Here is a 23,734-nt window from a genome sequence, read left to right on the forward strand (position 1 = left end):
AAATATCCTTATTAGTAACCAAACACAGTAGGGAGGAAGAGCGATAAATCAGACCAGAACGATGTCAGGACAACGACTGGCAGGTAGCCGAACAGAATCAGCATCATTGCCGGGCCAACGACTTCGGAGAACTTGACGTTACCGATGCGGGCACCGAGGTACAGGATTGAGGCGTATGGCGGTGTAACCCCGCCCATTGCCGTATTGACGCCCATAATGGCGGCAAACTGGATAGGGCTGATGCCGATAGCTGTCATCAGAGGTAGCAACAGTGGGGCGATCAGGATGATAGCGGTGATATCGTTCACGACCATGCCCACAAGAAATAGCAGGACGTTGATAAAGATAAGTAACAGGGCTTTGTTTTCGGTGATGCCGAAGATGCTATCCACCAGCTCCTGGGGCACGTTTTCAACCACAAATATCTGGCTTAGGATCAGGCTGAACAGGATCATAAACATGATAGAGCCGACAGCTGTGGCTGACTCTTTACCTGATGCCAGCAATGACTTCCAGCTCAGCCCTTTGTAGATCATAAACCCGACCGGGATTGCGTAGATCACTGCGACGGCCGCGGCTTCCGTTGGCGTCATAATGCCGCCGTAGATCCCGCCCAGAATGATGATCGGCATGAACAGCGCCGGAATAGCATGAACCGTGCGTGATGATGCTTCTTTGATTAGGCCCGACATGGATGGCTTGTCGTCCAACACTAGCGGGAACTTGCGCGCCATGATGAGGTTAATGACGGCAAAATTGAAGGTAACCAACAAACCGGGGCCAAGTGTCGCCAGGAAGCAAGCCAGGATCGAGGTATCGGTGACCCAGCCATACACAATCATGGTGACACTCGGTGGGATCAATAGGCCCAAAATTGATGAGTTGGCGATCAGTGCCGTTGCATAGGCACGTGGGTAGCCGCGCTTTTCCATCTCAGGAATAAGCAGCGGACCAATAGCGGCAATACCGGTCAGGCCACTGCCGGAGATCGCACCGATGATGGCACAACTTACCGAAGCAACAATGCCGAGTCCGCCACGGATATGGCCGACAAACACATTAACGAATCCGAGCAGGCTGGCGGCAATCCCGCTCTGGCTCATGATGGTACCGGCAAGGACAAACAAAGGGATCGCGAGCAGAATGGGGTTTGTCAGCTGGCCGGCTCCCCACATCATGTTGCCCTTCATGGAAATATCACCCATGTAGGTCATGATCATTAGCGCGCCGCCAAAACAGAAGGGCAGGGGAACCCCGATAGTGAGCAGCAGCACCAGGGCACCGACTGCGAATAATGCAACTTCAACCATAACTTTATGCCTTATTTACTGAGTAGGACGGAGACTTCAATTGGCGGACCAACCTGACGATGTGCAGCGCGATAAAGGCGGTTACCAAAACCAGCCCGATAAATAGCGAGCACTCGTGAAAGAAGGTTGGGATATACAGCGTCGGGCTTTCTTTCCACACCCGCAGGGCGTATTTGAAGTAGTCCCAGGCCCAATAGGTCAGCCATAGGGAAATCACGAAACTGATCACTTCACCGACTAGCGCAAGAATAGTGTGGCCACGCTCGGTTTTGATGAAGATTTCCAGTACGTTGGCACGAATTTGGGTGTCTTCCCTCGAGGCATTGACCGCTCCCAGCATATACAGCCACAGGGTCGGGATGACGATAGATTCCTCCAGCCCCATGATAGGGATTTCGAAGACATATCGGGTAATGACCTGGACGAATTGCGTCAGTGCTACTACGCCAATCAATCCGGTCAGTAGGTATCTGAATGTTTGCTCCACTGCACATTTCCTTATTGTTGCGTTTGTGAATACGTTGTTAATTTAAAGGTGACAGCCAATAGAAACAAATTTATTATTTCTCTAATTCGATAAATTTTTCTTATAGGATGAGTATGGATACCAATCTATCGATAAAGCAGCTGGAAACTTTTCGGGCCGTTATGCGCTCTGGCTCGGTATCTGTTGCCGCCCGAACCTTGTGCCGTACCCAGCCGGCAGTTAGCTCAATGATTGTCAGCCTCGAAAACGAGTTGGGTTTTAAGCTGTTCGAGCGCAACAAAGGACGCCTGGTCCCCAAGCCCGAAGCCTATTTTTTGTTGGAAGAGACTGAAGCGGTGTTGGAGCGCCTGACACGTTCGGCGCAGTTGATGGCGGAGGTGAAAAACCTGTCACGAGGCAATTTGCGAGTGGCCTGTATGCCTGCTGCGGCCTTGTTCTTTATGCCTCATGTTATTGCCGACTTTGTTAAAGATCGGCCGCAGGTCAATGTATCGATGATGATGCGTAGTTCGTCCATCGTGCATGATTGGGTGGCATCGCAACAATATGACATTGGCTATTCCGAGCTACCGAAAGAGCGGGATTCCATCAATGTGGAGCCCATTCGGCTTGAGGGTGTATGCGCGGTTCATCAGGATCATCCGCTGGCAAAGCTTCAGGTGATCACCCCGCAAGATTTGGACAATGTGCCGCTGGCGACCTTGTTTGCCCAGCATCCCATTAACGAGCTTGTAAAGTTTATGTTCGAGGAGAAAGACGCTCGCTATCATGCTCGGTTTGAACTACAGAACTATATTTCTGGTTTTGAGTTTGTCGAGCAGCAGCTGTGTTGCTGCATCTGCGATCCGATCAGTGCGGCTAGCTATAAGTTGTATAAGTCAGGACAGGGCAAGGTAGTGTTTCGTCCTTTTGCCCCGACGATAGCGTTTGATCACGCCATTATTACCCCAGCACATAAGCCGTTGTCACGGCTTGCCCAAGCGTTTGCCGAGAGTATCCGGGGTGGAGTTGATAAGTTCATTCAGATTGATTCATAGGGATAAATCAGTAGTACTTGATGGCGAAACTGATCGTTGGGACAGTAGAGATATCAAGCCTGCGATGGTGATCATGGTTTGAGTCGGATCTGAGTGATGTTCTGTGATCGCGACAGGATGCGAAATGCTAGCGGTCTGGCAATATAATTGAATAGATTCAGATAGCTAACGAGGCCAGGAATGCAGAAAATCGGAGACGATCTTTGGGTACACGATGATTCAATGAAACTAGCTGGCACCAAGCTCGGGCTGCGGATGACAGTGGCGAAGCTAGCGGATGGCGGATTGTGGATCCATTCGCCGACAGCACTCTCCCCTGAGTTGAAAGCTGACATTGACCAGCTAGGCACCGTCAAGTTTATTGTTGCTGCCAGTAATGCCCACAATAACTGGTTACAGGATTGGTGCGATGCCTACCCGGAAGCTGAAGCGTATGTCAGCGCCGGGATCCCGAGAAAAGTACCGCTGTCGAATTATCATATCCTGCAAGAGGGCTATGAAAACGCCTGGCCGGAAGATTTTGAGTGGGAAACAATGCCCGCCGTTCCTTTGTTCAACGAAACCGTGTTTTTGCACAAAAAGACTCGCTCGTTAATTGTCACCGATCTGATCCAGAATTATTCAGATAAAGTGCCAACGGGTTTTGCCGGTGTCATGACCAAATATGTCTTCCAGCCGATTGGCTTCAAGGGAACTTGTATTGCACCGCCGCTCAAAATGGGCTTCATGATCAAAGATAAGCCAAAGTTCACTGAGTTCATTCGCAATGTTCAGGGATGGGATTTTGAGCGGATCATCGTGACTCACGGCAATATCATTGAGGATAACGCGAAGTCAGTATTTACTGATCTCTGTGTTCGTTTTCTCAAGTAATGGTTATATGTACTAGCAAAATGCGGCTAATTACGCCGCATTTTTTCGTTGAGCTCAGCCTAGTTTTATTAACTTAAAGGAGCTGGTTAGCGCGAATAAAGTCACTCAGATCCTTCGCAATTGACTTGTGCTCCTGAGTGGTCGGATGCCAGATACAGCCTTCCAGCGGAGAGGCAAAAATATGGCTGTAGATACCTTTCTGCCCTTGAGAATTGAGAATTTCAATCGCTTCATTGGTTGCCGGAATGATGTAATCGTAAGGGTAGGCAGGGCGAGGCATCAAGATGACATCGGTGTTGTTATAGCGATACTTAAGATCACCGACAAACTCCACCATACGATCGACCCAGGCTGTTTTGACTTCCTCAATGTTGGCCCACGGCTCATGAGGTTGGGGATCTGTGCTGAAATCATTGGTACCGACTTCAACCACAATCAGATCCGGGTACTTGTCTTCAAAATCCAGTTTCTGACCGTAGATTGCACTAGCTTTGTCAGCATAGTAAGTCAGATCATGGTAAGACTGATTGCCGCTCCAGTTACGAATCAGCCCAAGCCCGGAGAAAGATAGCTGGGTGATACTGGCGTTCAGTTCTTGACCTGTCTGATAGGGAAAGGCTAAACGTGCGTTCGACGAGGAATAAATTTCTTCCCATGTGCAGTCCCGTTTGGTGGACTCACTACCAAATCCGGCACTGATGGAGTCGCCGATGAACAGAATATGTGGTTGATAGTTCCAGGCTCCTTCTAGGTAGCCATCGTGTTCAACGGAAACGATTTTGGTCATGGCTTCGTAGTTTTCAGTACGTTTTACCACTTCCACCAGTACTGTTTGTGGCTGTTCACTTTCAAACAATACGAAAGTCTGCTTCGTACCTCCCGAGTTGGTGATGATTTTATTGGTCAGCTGGCCATTGTTGAAAACATCAAAGTGGTCTCCGTTACCTATCATGTCAACCGTCAGTTTGCTGCCGACAAAGTGGGTTTTCAATGTGGTGCCAGGCCAGTTGATCTGAACCGTGCCGGCGTTGTAATCCTTCGAGTTACGCCCTTCATATTGCAGAGCATGATGCGTTGCCGGAACAGCCTGGGCGAATACGCATGCTGAGATGAAAAGTGAAGAAAGGCAACCTAGGGTTTTAAGCATGTTAAGTCCTTTTAATCGTGGGTTTAGATGGAACAACATTGCAGAGCTCACCAATATCCCCCTGAAAAGTGGCATACCACTTTTTTGACTTTTCGACATCAAAGACAACTGACTTGGTCAAAAGCTCTGTTCCAACGACACTAACTTATAACCCTCTTATATGACTGATAAAGGACGTAAAAGGATTTATGAGAATGAATGTTAAGAAGTTTGCGATACCTGTTAGATAGTGCTGTTGATAAATCAATCAGGATGCATTTTGTTATGAAGTGCCTCGAGATAAAATGATGGGGAAAATCCACGCAAAACACTGCTTTTAACTGGCAATCAGTTGTTAACTGAAGTTGAACCTAACGTCTCGAAACTGCTGTGATGTGTGTAAGTCAGTACAATTTATACTTACCGGCCAGAAATTCTGGTGGGTATTACTCTTCCTCCGGAACCAGTTGAATAATTACATGCTCCTCTCCTCGAATCCGGATTGTGAATTGATATTCCTGCTCTAATTGCAAAACCTGAACTTGCAGATAATCTTTGTTGTGCGTTGCAAAGGTCACCTTGTCGGAGCTAGTGCTAATAGCCGATAGATTTATTGGTGTTTGATTTCCGGCAAAAGTAGAAAGAAAGCTAAGCTTGGTTGCATCTTCATCAAACTGGAAGCGCCAGTGGTGTTGGGAAACCGTCAATTCTGCCATACCATAGAGCTCATTGTTTTCATCCAATGCAAAGCAGATCGGGTAAGCCCGAGGCCCTACCGGGGTCTTGAGAGCTTCGCCATGCCAGCAACCTTGCAATGAGCTGAGTAGGGCGTTGTCGGCTGAAATAGTGAATGGGGCTAGCACCGTACTGATCCCTACCGCTAATACGATCGAGAGCTTGTCAGTGAATAAACTCTTCATATTGGTATGTTGCGCCTAGCTGTAAGTAATAGTTTGATACTTCAAGTACAGGAAGAAATTGCCATTGGGTCAATTTGAAATAGTTCTGCGTGATATAACATGATGAGTTATTTATGAGGGTTATCCGCTTAGTTGCTTGATAAAATTGTCATTTCATTATGTAATGCGTGCGGCATTATTTTGAACGGTGTTTAATTTATGGTGGGGGAGATGAAAAAAATTGTATTGGTAGAGGATGATCTAAAGCTCTGTGAACTGCTGGCACACTATTTCAGGCTGCAGCAATTTGAGGTTGTGACTGTCTCCGACGGGCGTTTGGCTACAGATACGATTATTCAGCATCAGCCAGATCTTGTTGTACTTGATTTGATGCTTCCTGGCGTGGATGGACTGACGATTTGCCGGAACGTGAGGCCCATGGTTAACAGCAAGATCCTTATGCTGACTGCAAGCGACGATGATATTGACCATGTTGCCGGGCTGGAAATCGGTGCCGATGATTTCGTCAACAAACCCATCAAACCCAGAGTATTGCTAGCCCGTATTCGTATGTTACTGCGCCGTGGTGACGAGGATCTCGCAACAGCGGATTCTGGGGGTCTTGCAGATGGTGAAAAGATACCAGAGGAGCTTGTTTCAGAATGTCGGCATGGCGGTTTGAACCTAAATGGCCGCCGAAAGTCATGCATTCTCGATAGCGAAGCTGTATGCCTGACTGATAGCGAGTTCGATTTGTTGTGGCTGCTGGCTTGCCGTCCTGATGAAGTGCTATCCCGTGAGTTTTTGGTTAAAACTACCCGGGGTATTGAATATGACGGCCTTGATCGCACTATCGACAATAAAATCGTGTCGCTGCGTAAAAAGCTCAAAGACAATCCGGCACTGCCACGGAAAATAATTACCGTACGCGGCAAAGGGTACCTTTTTGTACCTGATAGGTGGTAGCAGCAGACCATGAAGCGATTGTATTGTGAATTTTTTATAAGCGTTGCGGTACTCTTTTTCTTGAGTGTTCTGGCCTATATCTATATTACCCAAGACTTTACGCCGGATTACGAAGAGATTGTCGAGGTCAGTCAGGTACATAGTTCGATGATGATCCTTGATGATGTCGCCAGAGTCCGAGGCCAACTCCCTGCCGATGAGTTGCTTGCCAATTATGCCAAAGAAAACCGGTTAGTAATGACTGCGTATCAATGGAGCAGTCCCGAGTTAGATGTTGAGATCATCGATAATTTAAAACAGCACGGCATTTTTTCTGATGATGACTACCGTTACTATGTCATCTATGGTGATAAGCAGCAGGTCTATCTACTTTCGCCTGATCAGGCTGAACCCATATGGGAAAAACTCGATTTTGAATCCGATTTGCTGTGGGCTGTTTTCTACACCACCTTTGCTGTCTATAGCGCTTTGATGCTGTTTATTTTATCTCGTCGGTTTCGCGCCCTGGAGCTGGCGACTCTGGCATTTGCTGAAGGGGACTTTGCTGTCAGGGCATCGGAAAAGGCAGGCGATCGGTTAGGGCGGCTTAATAGCAGTTTTAACCAGATGGCAGATAAGATTTCAGTGTTGATAACCAGCCACAAGCAGCTGACCAATGCGGTTGCCCATGAATTGCGTACGCCTATCTTTCGGGTCCAGTGCCAGCTTGAAATGCTGGAAGACTCCGGGCTATCACCAGAGCAGCAACATTATGCTGCTGGTATTCATGATGATATGACAGAGCTGGAGCAATTGATTGAAGAGCTTCTCTATTTTGCCAAGATGGAGCGGGCGGCTATTCCACTGAATCTGACATCTGACCATGTTTCTTCTTGGCTGGATAAGCTGGTAACGAGTTGCCAGAAAGATACTGATATCAATATTGCCTTAGATTGTGATCCCGAGAAGCAAGCCAGTGTGGATGTGCACCAGTTAACACGTGCAGTTTCGAATATCATCCGCAATGCTTCCCGCTATGCTGAGCAGCGTATTGATGTCAGTGTTTTTAGCAAGGAACAAGCGCTGTATATTCAAATCGATGATGACGGCATCGGGATCCCCAAAGCGGAAAGAGAACGAATTCTAGAACCATTTTACCGGGTAGGGACAGCAAGGGATCGGGAGTCCGGTGGGCATGGGCATGGGCTTGGTTTGGCTATCGTGGCGCAAATTGCCGCACGGCACCAAGGAAAGGTAGAGATTGGCTTAAGTGACTCTGGCGGGGCGCGTTTTACGCTTATCTTGCCGCAAGACTGTCAGTAGGCTAAAGCCACACACGCTTGCAACCTCATTGAATTTGGAAATCAGTACACTTCTACTTCAGCATACCTTTGCGACAAAACCGACTGTACTCACTATAGTTATTTAACGCGTAGGAATACTTCTGAAAATGATAGCGTTTGGCGTTATTGCTACCCTTAATTCAGGCTTATTCCTTACTGTCCGCTTTTGATTGATAAGTAAAATTTATCAATTGTCAAAAATAAAGCATTCGATTTATCACCATTTCCTGCGCATGATTTACCTGTGTTGAAACATTTTTGTTACATAACAGGTGAGGTATGTCAGCCAGATCATGGGCAGTAACTGGTTCAATTCCCTGGGAGATGGCCTGATTCCTGAAAACCAACAATGACCAACTCGTCTGCAGCCTGAATAAGAGGCGCTTTAGTCATATAAAAATAAGATCCCGAAGCAGGCAGTGGACCATGACGTTTTTGTGTATGCAAATCCGATAACGTTTGGAGACATAACATGTCCGACTTAACAAACACTGTAAAAGCAGAACATGTACCAAAACAGCAATCTACCACCGAAAAACTGGGGTTGGATAATCCCGCATTGTGGATGAGTGGCGGTTTCATTGCGTTATTTGTTGTACTGGCTCTTTACGACAATGTACTCCTGTCATCTATCGTCAATTCAGGATTCACCTGGGCAGTTAAGGTTTTTGGCCCTTACTGGCAAGTGCTGCTACTGCTTACTTTTCTGATCAGCCTGGGATTAGCTGCTGGCCGAACCGGGCATGTCAGACTTGGCGCGCTGGACAGGCCTGAAATTGATGCATTTCGTTGGATGGCCATAATTCTTTGTACCCTGCTGGCCGGTGGCGGGGTGTTCTGGGCTGCCGCAGAGCCGATTGCACATTTTGTCAGCCCACCACCGCTATATGGTGCTCAGGAAAATCTTCAGCAAGCCGCGGTTAATGCCCTGTCGCAATCATTCATGCACTGGGGGTTCCTGGCCTGGGCAATCCTTGGCAGCTTAACCTCCATCGTATTAATGCACCTGCATTATGATAAAGGCTTACCACTGCAGCCTCGTACCCTGCTTTACCCGATATTGGGTGAACGCGCACTTAACGGCTTGACCGGCGCATTCATTGATGCCTGCTGCATCATCGCGGTTGCTGCCGGTACGATCGGTCCAATTGGCTTCCTTGGTCTGCAAATCAGTTTTGCCCTCAATGCGTTATTTAGCATCCCAGACGGCTTTACCACTCAATTCATCGTTATTCTTTTTGCTATTGCTATCTATACCATTTCGGCATTGAGTGGGCTAAACCGCGGTATTCAGATCCTCAGCCGTTATAACGTGATCCTCGCGGTCGGCTTGATGGCGTATATCTTAGTCTTCGGCCCGACGAGCTTTCTCGTCAACAGCTACCTGCAGGGTGTTGGCACCATGCTGGATAACTTTATTCCTATGGCCACCTACCGTGGTGATGAAAGCTGGCTAAGCTGGTGGACCGTCTTTTTCTGGGGGTGGTTCCTCGGTTACGGCCCGATGATGGCAATCTTTATTGCCCGTATATCACGTGGCCGCACCATTCGCCAGCTGGTGATGGCAGTCAGTATTGCGGCTCCTATTATTACCTGCTTCTGGTTTACCGTGGTTGGAGGTTCGGGGGTTGCATTTGAAATCGCCGAACCGGGCTCTGTCAGCAAGGCCTTTGAAGGGTTCAACTTACCCGGGGCACTGCTGGCGATTACCCAGCAGTTGCCAATGCCAATGCTGATCTCCATTCTGTTTTTGATCCTGACCACTATCTTCATCGTGACCACAGGTGACTCGATGACCTACACCATCAGTGTTGTTGTCAGCGGTGATACAGAGCCCAATGCCATTATTCGTGTTTTCTGGGGGGTGATGATGGGGATCACCGCACTCATCCTGATCTCCTTGGGCTCAGGCGGTGTTTCGGCACTCCAGTCCTTTATCGTCATCACCGCTGTTCCCGTTTCTTTAATCTTGCTGCCATCACTTTGGAATGCACCGCAGATGGCAATAAAAATGGCGAAGGAACAAGGTTTATAACGAGCAGTTTATAACGATCAGTTTATAACAACCCATTTATAGCTACAGGCCGGGCAGCAACCGTTGCTGCCCATAATAATAACGAATGCCTATACTCAAATGATATTGAGATGGTGAGCAAAATGGATATGTACAACATTGTAAAGTCAACCTATTAGAGTGAATAAGCCCATGGCTAAACGGAAAAGAAATCAGGAAGATTATGGGGTGAGCTATATAGGTTCAGCCTGCAATGTAGACCATGAAAAAAGTGGTCAATGGCAGCATCAGCCCAGCTCACATTCCGCAGGCGTAGTGACATGTTCACGCCAGCAAATAAACGGTGCTCATGTAACCTTGTCAATTGATTCAGTGATAGTGGAAGAGCCGCTTCAAATTCGTCTGCTTTATGTTGATCTGCAAGGCAAAGAGCAGGACAGAGTCTACTTAGTGACAATGCGGACACCGGGCGATGATCACAACCTCGTCACCGGATTACTGTTGGCTGAAGGCATTATCAAATCCGCAAGTGATATTACTGGCATCAATGATCAATTGGACAGCGATGAAATCTCTGGTAATGAAATCCATGTTTCCTTAGCGCCAGATGTGGTTGTTGACTGGTCATTGATCAACAGAGATACCACATCATTTTCCAGTTGCGGGGTGTGTGGTAAAGCATCGATGCAATCATTAGAGCTGCGTGATATTCCCCAGTTAGACACCCGTGAACACTGGCTATCAGGCCATATTATTTCTTCCTTGGCCGATAAGTTGCGCCAATCCCAATCGATGTTTGCGATGACCGGCGGTGTGCATGGTTGTGGTTTGTTTGATGCCGAAGGGGAGTTGCTGCTCAGCTGCGAAGATGTTGGGCGGCATAACGCGTTGGATAAGCTGATGGGGAGCATGGCGCGAGAGCCAGATCTGCATCAGCGGGGGAAAGTTGTTCTACTTAGCGGCCGTATCAGCTTTGAGTTGGTTCAGAAAGCGCTGGTTTCAGGGATTTCGGTATTGGTTGCAGCCGGTGCGCCATCAAATCTCGCCATCAATATGGCCAAACGCTTCAATTTAACGCTCATTGGTTTTACTCATGGCGGCGGATTCAATGTCTACCATGGTGCTTTTCGCTTAAACCTGACCAAACAGTAAGAGAACGGTAATGACGATAAAAAAATATGACGGATCGGCGGGTGGTTGGGGTGCCTTGCTGAGTACGACCAAACATTTGGTAAAAAGCGAGAATGTTACTCGTAATATGCGTAACTTGCTGAAGACAAACCAAGACAAAGGGTTTGACTGTCCTGGCTGTGCGTGGGGGGAAGCTGAAGAGCGGGGACGCATCAGCTTCTGTGAAAATGGTGCCAAAGCCGTTAACTGGGAAGCAACCAGTCGGCGTGTGACACCGGCTTTTCTCCAGCAACATCCTGTGGGTTGGCTTGCCCAGCAAAGCGACTACTTTTTGGAGTATCAGGGCAGGCTTAGCCATCCAGTAAGATACAACCGCGAAACTGACTGTTATGAAGAGGTAAGCTGGCAGCAGGCATTTGCATTGATAGCCAAGCATTTGAATGCGCTTGAGCACCCGAGTCAGGCAGAATTCTATACCTCTGGCCGGGCGAGCAATGAGGCTGCATTTTTGTATCAACTCTTTGTCAGGAAGTTGGGGACCAATAACTTTCCGGATTGCTCAAATATGTGTCATGAAGCCAGTGGTATTGGGCTTAAGCAATCAATCGGCATCGGCAAAGGCACCGTCACGCTTGAAGATTTTGATCACGCCGATGCCATATTTGTTTTTGGTCAGAACCCTGGCACGAACCACCCGAGAATGCTGGATACGCTGCGTCATGCATCGCGTCGTGGTGCTGCTATTGTCACCTTTAATACGCTGAAAGAGAGAGGGTTAGAACGTTTTACCAATCCCCAGTCACCAGGAGAAATGCTAACCGGCGGCGCAACGCAGATCAGCCAGCGTTATTTCACGCCTAAACTGGGCGGTGATATGGCCGTTGTGCGTGGGATGGTAAAAGCACTCTATGCGATTGATAAATTAGAGCGCAAGGAAGGGCGAGCGTCGATATTTGATCAGCCGTTCATTCGCGAGCATACCCAAGGTGTTGAGGAGTATCTGAAAATCGTTGAGGCGACGCCATGGGAAGAGATCACCGAGCAAGCGGGATTGTTGCAGTCTGAAATTGAGCAGGCTGCTGATACATACCGGCAGGCGAATAACGTCATTATCACCTGGGCGATGGGCATTACGCAGCATAAGCACTCGGTGAAAACCATTCAGGAGATTGCTAACTTGCAATTGCTGTTTGGCCAATTGGGCAGGCGAGGTGCTGGCCTTTGTCCTGTTCGAGGGCACAGTAATGTACAGGGCGACCGTACCATGGGAATTGATGAAAAACCCAGTGCGGCATTCCTGGAAAGCTTATCCGATGCTTTTGACTTTAAGCCACCGGCTGAGCCCGGGCACAATACTGTCGGTGCGATTAAGGCAATGTTGGCGGGTGAGAGCAAGGTGTTTATCGGTTTGGGGGGCAACTTTGCGGCAGCCACCCCTGATACATCGTTAACCCAGCAGGCACTTTCCAATTGTATATTGACCGTGAATATTGCGACAAAGTTGAACCGTACCCATTTGATCCCAGGGCAAGAGGCATTGATTTTACCCTGCCTGGGGCGAACGGATGTTGATATGCAAGCCGCCGGGGCGCAGTGTATAACAGTCGAAGACTCGTTTAGCATGGTTCATGCATCTGCCGGTGTTGTAGAAAGTGAAACGGCTGAAATGCGCTCTGAGCCAGCGATTATCGCAGGGATCGCAGAAGCCACCCTTGGTAAGGAACCGGTGGACTGGAGCTGGTTAATTGAAGACTATGACAGAATTCGGGACTTAATCGCCAAGGTCATTCCGGGCTTTACTGGCGTTAATGACAAAATCAAACAGCCTGGCGGATTTTACCTAGGCAACAGCGCGGCAGAGCGCCGATGGCAAACACCATCGGAAAAAGCGCAATTTAAGCATCACACTTTACCGCAGCATTTGTTGCCTGCGAACCTGCGTGAGCTGAGTAAAGATCCGGTGTTTGTATTACAGACGATGCGATCGCATGATCAGTACAACACAACCATCTATGGTTTTGAAGACAGATACCGTGGGATTTCTGGTGAGCGCAAAGTCCTATTAATCAACATCAATGACATTACTGCACTAGGTATGAAAAACAATGATTTGGTTGATGTTGAGTCATTGTGGCCTGATGGTGTCGAGCGCAAGGTCTTTGGCTTTAAGCTAGTGGCCTACGACATCCCATCTGGCAATATCGCGGCGTATTTTCCTGAAACCAACCCACTGGTGGCGATTGATGGTAAGGGTGATCTGAGCGATACTCCGACATCCAAAGCCATTCCGATCATTTTAGTACCGAGCTCAGTGAAGGACGATAAGATCGACATCGTCAGCTCTTAATTGGATAGCAAATAACCCCCAGAAAGAGCAGGGCGTTCTTTCTGGGGGAAATGATTAAGCCAAAATATCAGCGAGTATTTCGACTCTGTATTGATGACAATTCTTTATTATCTTGTTCGGTGAGAAATTGCTCGAGCTTGCTGATCATCGCTGTAGAACCCGCAAAAAAAGGCATTCTTTGATGTAGTGATGTCGGTTTAATATCCATGATCCGGCTCGCCCCATTACAAGCGTTACCGCCTGCTTGCTCCATAATAAAAGCCATAGGGTTGCATTCATATAGTAGGCGGAGCTTACCGTTTGGATGAGCAGCGGTGCTTGGGTAAAGGTAAATCCCTCCCTTAAGGAGGTTACGGTGAAGATCTGAAATGAGTGACCCAATATAGCGTGACGTATACGGACGGTTCTCCTCGGGAACATCTTCCTGGCAGTATTTGATGTATTTCTTCACTCCGACAGGAAAGCGGATATAGTTGCCTTCGTTGGTTGAGTAGCAACTGCCATTTTCACTGATCTGAATATTTTCATGGGAAAGACAGAATACGCCCAGAGAAGGGTCATAGGTAAAACCATGAACCCCTTTTCCTGTGGTATAAACCAACATGGTTGAAGAGCCATAAATGACATATCCTGCGGCAATCTGGCAGTTGCCAGGCTGGAGAAAGTCATTTTCTGTCGCGGGGCTGCCAACTGGCGATAGGCGGCGATAGATAGAAAAGATAGTGCCGACGGATGCATTCACATCAATGTTTGAAGAGCCATCCAACGGGTCAATCAGGACAACATACTTGGCATTACGATTTTGCTCTTTACTGAAAACGACAACTTCATCTTCTTCTTCACTGGCAATTCCGCATACCTGGGCATGGGCTTCTAGTGCGGCCTTAAATTTGTCATTGGCGTAAAGGTCGAGTTTTTGCTGTTGCTCCCCCTGAATATTTTCCGTGCCTACCGCTCCTGTGATATCAATTAATCCCGCTTTATTGATTTCACGATTTACAATCTTGGCTGCCAATTTTATTGAGCCAAGTAGTGAAGAAAGATCGCCACTGGCATGGGGGAAGTCATTCTGCTTCTCGATGATGAACTCACCAAGTGTTTTAATGTCGGACATTTTCTATCCTTGATATCCTATTATTTTGTTTTTGGTAAACTAAAAACAACGTTCAAAATAATGATGTAACTCTTTTGTAGACAAGTTTAATTCCACAATTAACAGCGTGCTTATTCTTAATGGTATAGAGCTTAGCTGTAATATTGGTTGAAATTTATATTAACCAATACTCACTTGTTGAAACACATTTAATAGGTAATAAGAGTGTTTCGCCATGTGCACAAAACTATTTATTAAATACTCTGATTGTTTATCCCAATTTAAAATGGTTTGGGTAAATACGGCCTTAATTCAGCAATAGATACAAACTAAATCGTGGTGATATAAACGCTTTCGTGATTATTAAAGAGGAAGGGCACAGCTTTCGCTGTAACAATGTATGGCTTTGTATCGATAGCGACAAAGCCCCGCTATTTAAACAAAAATGGACAGATCGACAACCCCGAAGGCTTATCTGCTTGGGAGCAGTTTTACGCACTGGCGGCCTAATTGTATCTGAAAATCAGTGTGCTTGTACTTCAGCATAACTTTGCGACATACCACTTTTCGACACAACCAGAAACTAAAGAAAGCGCTTTCATTTTTGTGTTAAGCTAATTTTGTTTATAGAGCATAGGTTTGGTCAACTGCATAAAGATTCCTGTGAGATGTCGTTTAACTACGAAGGGCGGTAGCATGAGAAAAGTTATGGAGGCTTTGTTGGGGCTGTGTTGCAAACTGGAGTACTGAGTTATTATTGATCTGCCCCAACAAGATTGGGCACCAAGTTAAGCGACATTTTTCTGTTCAACCACAATGGGGCTAAACTACCCAAGATCACTGTGCCTTTTTGATGGTTAGGATATTGAATCCTACTTTCTTAGCCAAATGGCATTAAATGCCGCGATTGCTAAGGCGAGTCGTTAGCTATTGGGCATCTCTAGGTGGGTGAAGCGATTTAGAACGAAACAACCTATTAACATTTTCTGGCGCTGATTTTTTCCTGTGTAAGATGGGCGAGAACTGAACAACTCATCGGTTGAGCGTGGAGCGATGCACGGAGATCCCTCGTTCGACCAACATATCACTGAGGTTAGCGTAGCTCATCGGGGTAGAGCCATACCAACGAATGCTCCAGAGAATGATTTCAGGGGCAAAATGTTTCCATTTGAATTCGTTGGTCATTTAACGGTTCTCAGCTCTGCCTATATCACATCAGTCTCTCGCTTAGAGGCAGTTTTGCAACATTAAGCCCATATACATATAGGTGTTAGTGAGATCTATAACATTATTACTGATGTTTGCTATTTCGCAGTGATAAAGCGAGGCTTAAAGTAGGTGGAAGTGATTACCAGATTGAGCAATGGAATGATTGTGCCCGCCTGATTGCCAACTGAATTATCTACTATAATTCAGCGCGGTTGTCGGGTCTTGTAGAGCGTTTCGAGAAGCAGAAAAATGACAGCGCAATCGAGTCATTATCGAATATTTCGGGCGCAGTGGATGTAAGTGACTAGGGATATGTTAACTTCTCGACACATGACGCCATACAAAACAGCGCTAATACGCAGCTCTACATATCACTAGCCATGGGCTTAGTGAGCCTGGTCATCACTCTAGGCATTATGCTGGCAATCATTGACAGGTTTATTATCAAACCTGTTGGCGGACCGCCCAATGAGATTGCATCGCTCATGGCATCAATTGCCTCAGGTAACCTGAAAGCCGCTAACCAAAAAAACGATGGCCAGTCTGGCATCTACAAATCATCGCTTCAGCTGTCTCATGAGTTATCCAAACTGATTAAAAGCTCTTACGACATTTCTCAACATGTCTCTTCTGCTGCAGACGAGCTCAACCAGGCAATGAATAACACCCTCTCCAATGCCGGGCAGGAGCGAGAGCAGATAGCCACTGCCATTGAGGAGTTATCAAACACCTCCCTTGAGGCGAAAAATCGTGCTGAAAGAGCCGATGAGCAAACAAACAAAGCAAAAGAGAGCGTGAACTCAGGTCGAGCTAACCTTGAATCCAATATTGCTCTTAACGACAACATCAATACCTCTATAGACAATACAACCAGCTCTCTGAGTGAGCTACATGGTTTTGTAACAGAGATTGGTAAAGTGACTGACGTCATCAATGGCGTTTCAGAGCAAACCATTCTCTTAGCCCTCAATGTTGCTATTGAAGCGACCAGAGGTTTTGCGGTTGTGGCCGACGAAGTAAGTGAGCTGGCGTCTAAAACACAAGCCTCGACAACCAACATTCAACAAATCATCGACAAACTTCAGAAGAAGTCCGAGCTTGCCAATAAGAATATGCAAAAAATGTTGAGCTAATCACTGAGTCAGTGCAACTAGCTGATGGCATAAAGGCATCCTTTGAAGACATCTCAAGTGCGGTAGCATCAATGTCCTAGTTCAACTCTCAAGTGGCAATAGCCTCTCAAGAGCAGCATGGCATCGCACAAGCGTTGTCAATTAACATTACTCAAACAAGCCAGCTCGATTCGCAGAATGTATCAGCCGTTAATCAATCCCTTGCCGCATCTGTAGCGCTAAAACAACAAACTCAATTACAGGAGAAAGCGCTAAATACATTCAGTCTATAACCTATCATGAATTTAAGCGCAAGCAAGCCGCAGGTTTAATCCCTAGTTAAACAGCTTTAGTCGCACGCAGCTGCTAGTCAATAACAATCACGAGGATCACTTATGTCCGACGAATGCATTAAATTTTCCGAATCAGATAATCTGATTTCAACGACCACACCTGATAGTCACATCACACACTGTAACGAAGACTTTTGTCAGGTGTCCGGTTTTACTGAAGCTGAGCTTTTAGACAAACCGCACAACACGATTAGACATCCGGATATGCCCAAAGCCGCGTTTGCGCAGCTTTGGGAATACATCCAATCAGGTAACAGCTGGATGGGGCTGGTGAAAAACAAATGCAAAGGCTCCGGTCACTACTGGGTATCCGCCTTTGTAACCCCCATCCCTGGCAAAGATGGCAAAGTCTACGAGTATCAATCGGTGCGAACTCAGCCCAGTGATGAGCAAATCAAACGCGCCACTTCACTGTATGCGAAACTCAAACAAGGGCCAGTGAAACCTCGCCGGATAAACTGGGTAAACCTTGCGCTGTGCATTATCCCCGTGCTGGCTCTGCTTATCCTCTTACAGAGCGCGCAGGCTCTCAATGGTGCTATTACAACAACGCTGTTTCTTGGGCTACTTGCTGTACAAACCGGCTTGCTATTACGCTTAAAAAACCGCCTAAACACGCTTAAGTCCAGTGCAAACAGACAATATTCAAACTCACTCATGGAGCATCCTTACACAGGTTACTGTGATGACCTCTCAGGTATTGAACTTGCCATGATGATGAAAGAAGCCGAACTCAGGGCGGCGACAGCCAGGGCAAACGAAACGTCCGACAACATTTTACTCAATGTGGAAACTGAGTTTGCTAACAGCAAACGTATAGACGAGGAGCTCAAAGAGCAAGATTTAGCAACAGATGCGATTGCCGTATCCGCAGAAGAGATGCTCGCATCAATTGATGAAGTTTCAGAGCAAGCCAAGCAGCGTACCGAATACGCATTAAGCGCAGAAAAAGCAGCCAAAGCGGGTGCCACAACCGTCGATACCGCTGTTGATGCGGTTCATACGCTGGGTGAGCAGTTATCCGACTCATCCGCCGCCCTGGAAAAGCTTCATACTGACGTTGAAAGCATCGAATCGATACTGAATATGATTCAGGAAATCGCCGAGCAAACTAATCTGCTGGCACTCAATGCCGCCATCGAAGCTGCCAGAGCCGGTGAGCAAGGGCGTGGTTTTGCGGTGGTGGCCGATGAAGTGCGCGCCCTGTCAGCTAAAACCAATGCCTCTGTTGAAGAAATTCGAGCCAGAATCAATGTACTCCAGGAGACCGCAACTAATACCGGTAACCTGATGAAAAACGGTATTACATCTTCAGAGAAAAGTGTCGAGCTGTCACTGCAAAGCAAGCAAGCAAGCTTTTGAGGCGATTGTTGCCGACCTCACTCACATTGGAGAACAAAGCGGCACAATCGCACATTCCATCGCTGAGCAAGTACAGGTAACAAAAGGAGTCACAGGGCACACTCATCGCATGAGAGATGCTACTAGACTGACCAAAACGCTCTCAAGCGATTCGGTCAACCGCACCAAACAGCTGGTTGCTGATTTAGAAAGTCTTCAACGCCTCGTCAAACAGTTCAGCGGAAGATAGGTCTGTATTCTGTCAGTTTGAGCTGCTACAGCTCAAACCCTGTCGTCAAATTAACGTTCACTTAGGTAAGGAGTCCCGATGCCTGTCCCTCTCATTGTTTTAATTTTTGTTGCATTTATGCCCTACGCCCTGGCAGGTTTGGGTGGATACATAAAAGTTAAGCAGCTAGGACATTTAGACAACCACCATCCACGCCTCCAGGCCAATGAACTAGTCGGCTCAGGAGCACGGGTAATCGCCGCGCAATCTAACGCCTGGGAAGCCCTGGCATTTTACTCAGCAACAATTGTAGCGGTTGTTGCCTCTGGCACTTCCTGGGCCGAACTTACAGTGCCATCACTGCTGTTTGGTGTAACCAGAGCGCTCCACCCATTTTTGTATATTACTAACTTCGCTACAGCACGAAGCATCAATGTTCTATTTGGTGTGGGATGTTGTGGCTACATGATGTCTCTTGTCCCACAAGGTTAGGCACCTGAATGCCCATGAATAGAAAGCAACAAAGCCGAAATTAGTACGTTTGTACTTCAACATAACTTTGCGATACAACCTATTAAACTTAGTGAGTAAGCTAAGAGAAGAATATCCAATATTCAAGGCCAAAACTATGCGTGTGGAATTTGTAAATCCTTTTTTATCTTCCTTTTTAAATGTATTGAAAACAATGGCAGAAATAGAGTTAAGGCCTCAAAAACCGCGCATCAAAACAGATGAAGTTGCTCGCGGTGACGTATCTGGCTTAATCGGTATGATAGGTCCAAAAACCAAAGGTTCAATGTCGGTTACTTTTGATAAACCCCTTGCACTTGAAGTCATGCAGCAAATGCTGGGTGAACGAGCTAATGGGATTAATGAGGAAGTGACGGATATGGTCGGTGAAATTACCAATATGGTAACAGGGGGAGCTAAGCGAGTTTTAGCCGATCAAGGATATGATTTTGACATGGCAACACCTGCAGTAGTCTCAGGAAAAAACCATACTATCACCCATAAATGTGATGGGCCGATCATTATCATGCCATTTGACTCCAAATATGGTAGAGCATTTATCGAAATTTGCTTCGATTAATAGTACCAAACATTTAGAGATAGATGCGTCGTACCGATATTGATACATGATGTATTTAATGTATCACATAGCTATCAGTTTTAGTTTCATATAGAGTGAAGGTTTAGCCTCGTGGGATCTATTTTCTCAGATAAACGTTACACAACAGAAGCATTGAAAACGGCCTCGAAGGTGAGTAAGCAAGTTGAATCTCGTTATGCCAAATGGCTGGTGAGCTTGCGATTTCTTGTTGATCAAAGCACTGTTGACCATGCCTTTAGCCGCCAGACAGAATTCTGCGATACTATAATTCTCAATGAGAAGGAACGGGTAACAGGTAACCAACGCTTATTGCTTGAGTGCGAGCGCAAGCGTGTGTTGGATAAACGCGTTGAAAGTTTAGTCAAGCAACAACAGTATAAGAAAAATGTAGATCTGATAACTAATACCGCCAGGCAAGTGATGGAAGAGCGCTTTGAAAAGAAGCCTATTGAACGCCTGTCTGGGATTCATGATGGCTTCGCACACTTTGCTTCATTTGCCTATTCCCCTACATTGAACTTCCAGAAACTAGGGGCTATGACGATTATGTATCATTCATTATCGAAGGACATTCTAGATTTAGTAAATAATCAAAAGTTCTGTGAGCAAATGGGAAAAGGGGAAAGGAATATTTCAGACGCTAAAACTGCCATTGGTTTTATTGGTATTGAGAATTGTCGTATGTTATTTCCGGTATTGATGATAAAACCCTTACTAAAATGGGCGGATAGCAGCACCAAGTTAATAACTCCCAAGGTATGGCAACATGCGATTATGATGGCCAATGTAACAAGACTTCGTCTAAAGGCCTCTGAATACAAAGAACCGGATGAAGGGGTGTTTCTGGGCGTTTTACGTAGCATCGCGTTATTTGTTGTTTGCAATCATTTCTTAAATTGCTTTGAGGAAGCTAAGGAGATTGTTACTCAAGATTTTCGCCAACGTGAATTGCGCGATGATTATTTTTCTTGCATGGATATCACTCCGAAAATGGGTTTTTTACCTGATATTATTCACAATTGGGAAAAGAAACTTACTCGTCGAATTGTTGATTATATTAACTGGGGGCCTCGTAACCTTCATTTGAAAAATGCCTTGCTGGAAGATATTGACGATGTACCAGTGCTAGATCGAGATGTACATGGTGCGGCTTTAGGGCAGGCCAGAGCATTTACCATTTATGATATGATGGAACGTAGTAAAGGGTTTGAACCTAAACACACGCCCTTTTGGCTGGCAAATATGCAACTTGATGGGAAAATTGTTGCTGATGTTCGGAAACAAAATCCTGGTAAGTTTGTTTTCCCTAGTTAAACCCGATTTCAGATAATAACTGCGGGTTCTGTCGCATCTTGGTGCTTAATAAATTGCCATCTTTACAATTGTCATCTGTTTTGACGAACGGATGACAAATCAACAGACCTATCAGAGATGATAGACCTGTTCCTTTATCTAACCATGAGCTCCCCGATGATCCTGAGTTTCGCCAACAAACAGTTCCCTCCCGCCACCATCCTGATGGCGGTCCGCTGGTATGCTAGCTACCGAGATATTGAAGAGCTGTTGGCAGAGCGCGGGGTTCAGGTGGATCATGCAACTATCCATCGCTGGGTATTGGAGTATGCCCCTCAGCCGGAAGCCGCGTTCCGTAATGGCAAGAAGCGTGCTGTTTCTGGTTCGTGGAAAATGGATGAGACCTATATCAAAGTCAAAGGCCGCTGGTACTACCTCTACCGGGCTGTCGATAAGTACGGTGACACCATCGATTTCATGTTGACTGAAAAACGGGATGAAGCCGCCGCTAGAAGCTTCTTTGATAAGGCGATAGGGTGTAGTGGCACACTAAATTTGGCCACCTGATTAGAGGTGATATCATCACCTCAGAAGTTAACAGGTGACACAATGACAAAACGTAGTAGAAGAACATTTAGCCCCGAGTTTAAACTTGAAGCCGCACAGTTGATTCTTGACCAGGACTACTCGGTAGCTGAAGCAGCTAAGGCCATGAATGTAGGCAAATCCACCATGGATAAGTGGGTTCGCCAACTAAAAGAAGAACGACAAGGAGTTTCACCTAAAGCTTCTCCGATGACGTCTGAGCAAATCGAGATCTGTGAGTTAAAAAAGAAACTGGCTCGCCTCGAAGAACATAATGAAATATTAAAAAAGGCTACTGCTCTCTTGATGTCCGACTCGCTGAACAATTCTCGCTAGTCGAGAAACTCAAGCAGAGCCACAGTGTAACTACACTTTGCGAAGTGTTCAGCATTTACCGAAGCAGTTACAAATATTGGTCTGGCCGCCCCAAGGTGATTAATCCTGACTACATTGAGTTGTGTGGCGAGGTTAAAGCCGCTCACCGCATCAGTAATGGCTCAGCGGGAGCCAGGACTATCGCGGATATTGTCACAGCAAAAGGAATACCACTGAGCCGGTGTCGTGCTGGTAAGCTCATGAAAAAGCTTGCTCTAGTGAGTTGTCAGTTGCCTAAACATGCCTACAAGAAAGCCACTAAAGAGCATGTTGAAGTACCTAATAAGTTAAACCGACAGTTCGCTGTGACAGTTCTACCGTTATCCGAGCAATAAAGGTTTACAGTAAGGTCGTAGATAAAGCCTAAATCAAGCACTTTATCTAACCTCATTAGCAAATGATCATCTGGAATAAAATCAGCCAAGTTGACCGGAAAAATCTGCTCTGACTGATAACTATGTCGCCCTTGCATGCATCTTGCCTCACGAGGAGTTCATACACCTAGTTGCAAAGCTTAGTGCAGTTGAGCAATTAAACTGGGCTTTTTCAACAGCCCGATTATATCAGTTCACGTAATCTCAGCGCGCGAGAGTTACATGATGCGACTCGTTCCCATTGGTTAGTGGAATCAATGCACTGGCAGTTGGATGTGGCGTTCAAGGAAGACGCTTGCCGAGTTCGAGTAGATGATCGAGCAGAGGCTTTTGCAAGAATCAGGCAGGTCTGCTTAAACCTTTTAAAGCAAGAAAAGAGCTTTAAAGGTGACATTACGCGCAAAAGGATGATGTGCGCAATGGATGAAAACTATTTAAGTCAGGTTCTTGGAAGCCTTTAATGGCGGGGATGTTCGTGCGATTTCCGTGGGTTTACCAGTAATCATTAAGCCCATTACTGGGTAGATCTGCATTCTCTGATTAGTTGCAACTACCCCTTTCATAATATTATACACATCTGTATTTATATTGGATATTTATATCTTTAGAGGAAGTCATCAATGACTAGATTACTTGAAAAACCTTGTACTTTATGCGGCAGGAACGATGTGAAAGTACACTGCTTTTCTGATCGATATATATGTGAGACATGTATTGACATTGCTTATCACATGGTTAGCAATTATGATATAAAGCCCAAAACTATAATAGAAGAAGCTCTTTTTTCAACTATATTTTTAATCGAAAAAGAGCTTGTCATTTTAAGGAAAGTTCTTATTGGTACAAATAAGTCTGAAGTTGATCATAATATTATGAAGGAAAATTTAAAACTTGTTGATGAGTTGAATTTTGAGTTGGATGGTGTTAACCCCATCTTGCTAGATACATTGGTTAAATTGAAACAGCAATATCATAAGACACTAGAAATGTATTTGTAGATGTTGCCGCTTTAATGCAGCCAGGACACGAAGGCAAGTTGTATGAAGTTACCGGACCAAGATTACTTGCTCTTCTAATCAACTTGGAACGTGACAGTTTCCAGCAGATTTTTTTACTATAGTAAACTTAGAACTGAGTAGTTTATTTG

At 46.1% G+C, this 23,734-nt stretch carries 18 protein-coding genes and 4 pseudogenes; 16 read left to right on the plus strand and 6 right to left on the minus strand.

What is annotated here, in order from left to right; all coding sequences use genetic code 11:
- Nucleotides 1–11: 11 nt before the first annotated feature.
- Together AC51G0_RS24445 and AC51G0_RS24450 are read right to left on the minus strand one after the other, a co-directional pair.
- Entirely contained in the window at nucleotides 12–1,310 is a 1,299-nt protein-coding gene (locus tag AC51G0_RS24445; RefSeq protein WP_496302143.1) for a TRAP transporter large permease, read from the minus strand.
- A gap of 4 nt (nucleotides 1,311–1,314) precedes the next feature.
- Nucleotides 1,315–1,797: a TRAP transporter small permease gene (locus AC51G0_RS24450; RefSeq protein ID WP_496302144.1), complete on the minus strand. Its 483-nt coding sequence runs from the start codon at nucleotides 1,795–1,797 to the stop codon at nucleotides 1,315–1,317.
- A 113-nt stretch (nucleotides 1,798–1,910) separates the two neighbouring features.
- Here AC51G0_RS24450 and AC51G0_RS24455 point away from each other — a divergent pair, with 113 nt between their 5' ends.
- Nucleotides 1,911–2,834 carry a LysR family transcriptional regulator gene (locus AC51G0_RS24455; protein ID WP_496302145.1) on the plus strand — a complete coding sequence of 308 codons (924 nt, stop codon included), beginning with the start codon at nucleotides 1,911–1,913 and terminating at the stop codon, nucleotides 2,832–2,834.
- Nucleotides 2,835–3,014: 180 nt separating this feature from the next.
- The gene (locus tag AC51G0_RS24460; RefSeq protein WP_496302146.1) at nucleotides 3,015–3,707 is read left to right on the plus strand and encodes a DUF4336 domain-containing protein; all 693 of its coding nucleotides are present in this window, start codon (nucleotides 3,015–3,017) and stop codon (nucleotides 3,705–3,707) included.
- Between the two features lie 73 nt (nucleotides 3,708–3,780).
- Here the strand turns inward: AC51G0_RS24460 and AC51G0_RS24465 are convergent, their stop codons facing one another.
- Both AC51G0_RS24465 and AC51G0_RS24470 read right to left on the minus strand, forming a co-directional pair.
- Nucleotides 3,781–4,854, minus strand: a complete 1,074-nt coding sequence (locus AC51G0_RS24465) for an SGNH/GDSL hydrolase family protein (protein ID WP_496302147.1) — start codon at nucleotides 4,852–4,854, stop codon at nucleotides 3,781–3,783.
- Between the two features lie 425 nt (nucleotides 4,855–5,279).
- Nucleotides 5,280–5,753: a hypothetical protein gene (locus AC51G0_RS24470; protein ID WP_496302148.1), complete on the minus strand. Its 474-nt coding sequence runs from the start codon at nucleotides 5,751–5,753 to the stop codon at nucleotides 5,280–5,282.
- Nucleotides 5,754–5,954: 201 nt separating this feature from the next.
- Between AC51G0_RS24470 and AC51G0_RS24475 the strand changes: the two genes are divergently transcribed.
- The 5 genes from AC51G0_RS24475 (at nucleotide 5,955) to AC51G0_RS24495 (ending at nucleotide 13,512) form a co-directional block, all read left to right on the plus strand.
- Nucleotides 5,955–6,698: a response regulator gene (locus AC51G0_RS24475; RefSeq protein ID WP_496304195.1), complete on the plus strand. Its 744-nt coding sequence runs from the start codon at nucleotides 5,955–5,957 to the stop codon at nucleotides 6,696–6,698.
- 9 nt (nucleotides 6,699–6,707) lie between these two features.
- A complete protein-coding gene (locus tag AC51G0_RS24480; protein WP_496302149.1) occupies nucleotides 6,708–8,000 on the plus strand; it encodes an ATP-binding protein in 1,293 nt (430 codons plus the stop codon).
- Nucleotides 8,001–8,492: 492 nt separating this feature from the next.
- A complete protein-coding gene (locus AC51G0_RS24485) occupies nucleotides 8,493–10,055 on the plus strand; it encodes a BCCT family transporter (RefSeq protein ID WP_496302150.1) in 1,563 nt (520 codons plus the stop codon).
- 171 nt (nucleotides 10,056–10,226) lie between these two features.
- A complete protein-coding gene (gene fdhD / locus AC51G0_RS24490) occupies nucleotides 10,227–11,186 on the plus strand; it encodes a formate dehydrogenase accessory sulfurtransferase FdhD (RefSeq protein WP_496302151.1) in 960 nt (319 codons plus the stop codon).
- Between the two features lie 10 nt (nucleotides 11,187–11,196).
- A complete protein-coding gene (locus AC51G0_RS24495) occupies nucleotides 11,197–13,512 on the plus strand; it encodes an FdhF/YdeP family oxidoreductase (RefSeq protein WP_496302152.1) in 2,316 nt (771 codons plus the stop codon).
- 67 nt (nucleotides 13,513–13,579) lie between these two features.
- Here the strand turns inward: AC51G0_RS24495 and fbp are convergent, their stop codons facing one another.
- Together fbp and AC51G0_RS24505 are read right to left on the minus strand one after the other, a co-directional pair.
- A complete protein-coding gene (gene fbp, locus AC51G0_RS24500; protein ID WP_496302153.1) occupies nucleotides 13,580–14,626 on the minus strand; it encodes a class 1 fructose-bisphosphatase in 1,047 nt (348 codons plus the stop codon).
- A 1,014-nt stretch (nucleotides 14,627–15,640) separates the two neighbouring features.
- A pseudogene (locus AC51G0_RS24505) lies at nucleotides 15,641–15,790 on the minus strand (IS6 family transposase); the annotation flags it as partial.
- 413 nt (nucleotides 15,791–16,203) lie between these two features.
- Here AC51G0_RS24505 and AC51G0_RS24510 point away from each other — a divergent pair.
- The 9 genes and pseudogenes from AC51G0_RS24510 (at nucleotide 16,204) to AC51G0_RS24550 (ending at nucleotide 23,585) form a co-directional block, all read left to right on the plus strand.
- Nucleotides 16,204–16,947: a methyl-accepting chemotaxis protein gene (locus AC51G0_RS24510; RefSeq protein ID WP_496302154.1), complete on the plus strand. Its 744-nt coding sequence runs from the start codon at nucleotides 16,204–16,206 to the stop codon at nucleotides 16,945–16,947.
- 374 nt (nucleotides 16,948–17,321) lie between these two features.
- Nucleotides 17,322–18,641 carry a methyl-accepting chemotaxis protein gene (locus tag AC51G0_RS24515; RefSeq protein WP_496302155.1) on the plus strand — a complete coding sequence of 440 codons (1,320 nt, stop codon included), beginning with the start codon at nucleotides 17,322–17,324 and terminating at the stop codon, nucleotides 18,639–18,641.
- A 307-nt stretch (nucleotides 18,642–18,948) separates the two neighbouring features.
- Complete coding sequence (locus tag AC51G0_RS24520) at nucleotides 18,949–19,341, plus strand: MAPEG family protein (protein WP_496302156.1); 393 nt, start codon at nucleotides 18,949–18,951, stop codon at nucleotides 19,339–19,341.
- A gap of 136 nt (nucleotides 19,342–19,477) precedes the next feature.
- Nucleotides 19,478–19,939 carry a chemotaxis protein CheX gene (locus tag AC51G0_RS24525; RefSeq protein WP_496302157.1) on the plus strand — a complete coding sequence of 154 codons (462 nt, stop codon included), beginning with the start codon at nucleotides 19,478–19,480 and terminating at the stop codon, nucleotides 19,937–19,939.
- A gap of 111 nt (nucleotides 19,940–20,050) precedes the next feature.
- Complete coding sequence (locus AC51G0_RS24530) at nucleotides 20,051–21,274, plus strand: HDOD domain-containing protein (RefSeq protein WP_496302158.1); 1,224 nt, start codon at nucleotides 20,051–20,053, stop codon at nucleotides 21,272–21,274.
- Nucleotides 21,275–21,430: 156 nt separating this feature from the next.
- A pseudogene (locus tag AC51G0_RS24535) lies at nucleotides 21,431–21,799 on the plus strand (IS6 family transposase); the annotation flags it as partial.
- A 63-nt stretch (nucleotides 21,800–21,862) separates the two neighbouring features.
- Nucleotides 21,863–22,524: pseudogene (locus AC51G0_RS24540) on the plus strand (transposase); the annotation flags it as partial.
- A 248-nt stretch (nucleotides 22,525–22,772) separates the two neighbouring features.
- Nucleotides 22,773–23,048 (plus strand): annotated as a pseudogene (locus AC51G0_RS24545) (ISAs1 family transposase); the annotation flags it as partial.
- Nucleotides 23,049–23,207: 159 nt separating this feature from the next.
- Entirely contained in the window at nucleotides 23,208–23,585 is a 378-nt protein-coding gene (locus AC51G0_RS24550; protein ID WP_496302159.1) for a hypothetical protein, read from the plus strand.
- The last annotated feature ends 149 nt before the right edge of the window (nucleotides 23,586–23,734 follow it).

This window comes from Photobacterium sp. HL06 (assembly GCF_059552575.1).

Bases quoted from the DNA above. Each gene is read 5' to 3' on its own strand.
- AC51G0_RS24445 (WP_496302143.1), bottom strand. From the start codon at position 1,310: ATGGTTGAAGTTGCATTATTCGCAGTCGGTGCCCTGGTGCTGCTGCTC.
- AC51G0_RS24455 (WP_496302145.1), top strand. From the start codon at position 1,911: ATGGATACCAATCTATCGATAAAGCAGCTGGAAACTTTTCGGGCCGTT.
- AC51G0_RS24460 (WP_496302146.1), top strand. From the start codon at position 3,015: ATGCAGAAAATCGGAGACGATCTTTGGGTACACGATGATTCAATGAAA.
- AC51G0_RS24465 (WP_496302147.1), bottom strand. From the start codon at position 4,854: ATGCTTAAAACCCTAGGTTGCCTTTCTTCACTTTTCATCTCAGCATGC.
- AC51G0_RS24470 (WP_496302148.1), bottom strand. From the start codon at position 5,753: ATGAAGAGTTTATTCACTGACAAGCTCTCGATCGTATTAGCGGTAGGG.
- AC51G0_RS24480 (WP_496302149.1), top strand. From the start codon at position 6,708: ATGAAGCGATTGTATTGTGAATTTTTTATAAGCGTTGCGGTACTCTTT.
- AC51G0_RS24485 (WP_496302150.1), top strand. From the start codon at position 8,493: ATGTCCGACTTAACAAACACTGTAAAAGCAGAACATGTACCAAAACAG.
- fdhD (WP_496302151.1), top strand. From the start codon at position 10,227: ATGGCTAAACGGAAAAGAAATCAGGAAGATTATGGGGTGAGCTATATA.
- AC51G0_RS24495 (WP_496302152.1), top strand. From the start codon at position 11,197: ATGACGATAAAAAAATATGACGGATCGGCGGGTGGTTGGGGTGCCTTG.
- fbp (WP_496302153.1), bottom strand. From the start codon at position 14,626: ATGTCCGACATTAAAACACTTGGTGAGTTCATCATCGAGAAGCAGAAT.
- AC51G0_RS24515 (WP_496302155.1), top strand. From the start codon at position 17,322: ATGTCCGACGAATGCATTAAATTTTCCGAATCAGATAATCTGATTTCA.
- AC51G0_RS24520 (WP_496302156.1), top strand. From the start codon at position 18,949: ATGCCTGTCCCTCTCATTGTTTTAATTTTTGTTGCATTTATGCCCTAC.
- AC51G0_RS24525 (WP_496302157.1), top strand. From the start codon at position 19,478: ATGCGTGTGGAATTTGTAAATCCTTTTTTATCTTCCTTTTTAAATGTA.
- AC51G0_RS24550 (WP_496302159.1), top strand. From the start codon at position 23,208: ATGACTAGATTACTTGAAAAACCTTGTACTTTATGCGGCAGGAACGAT.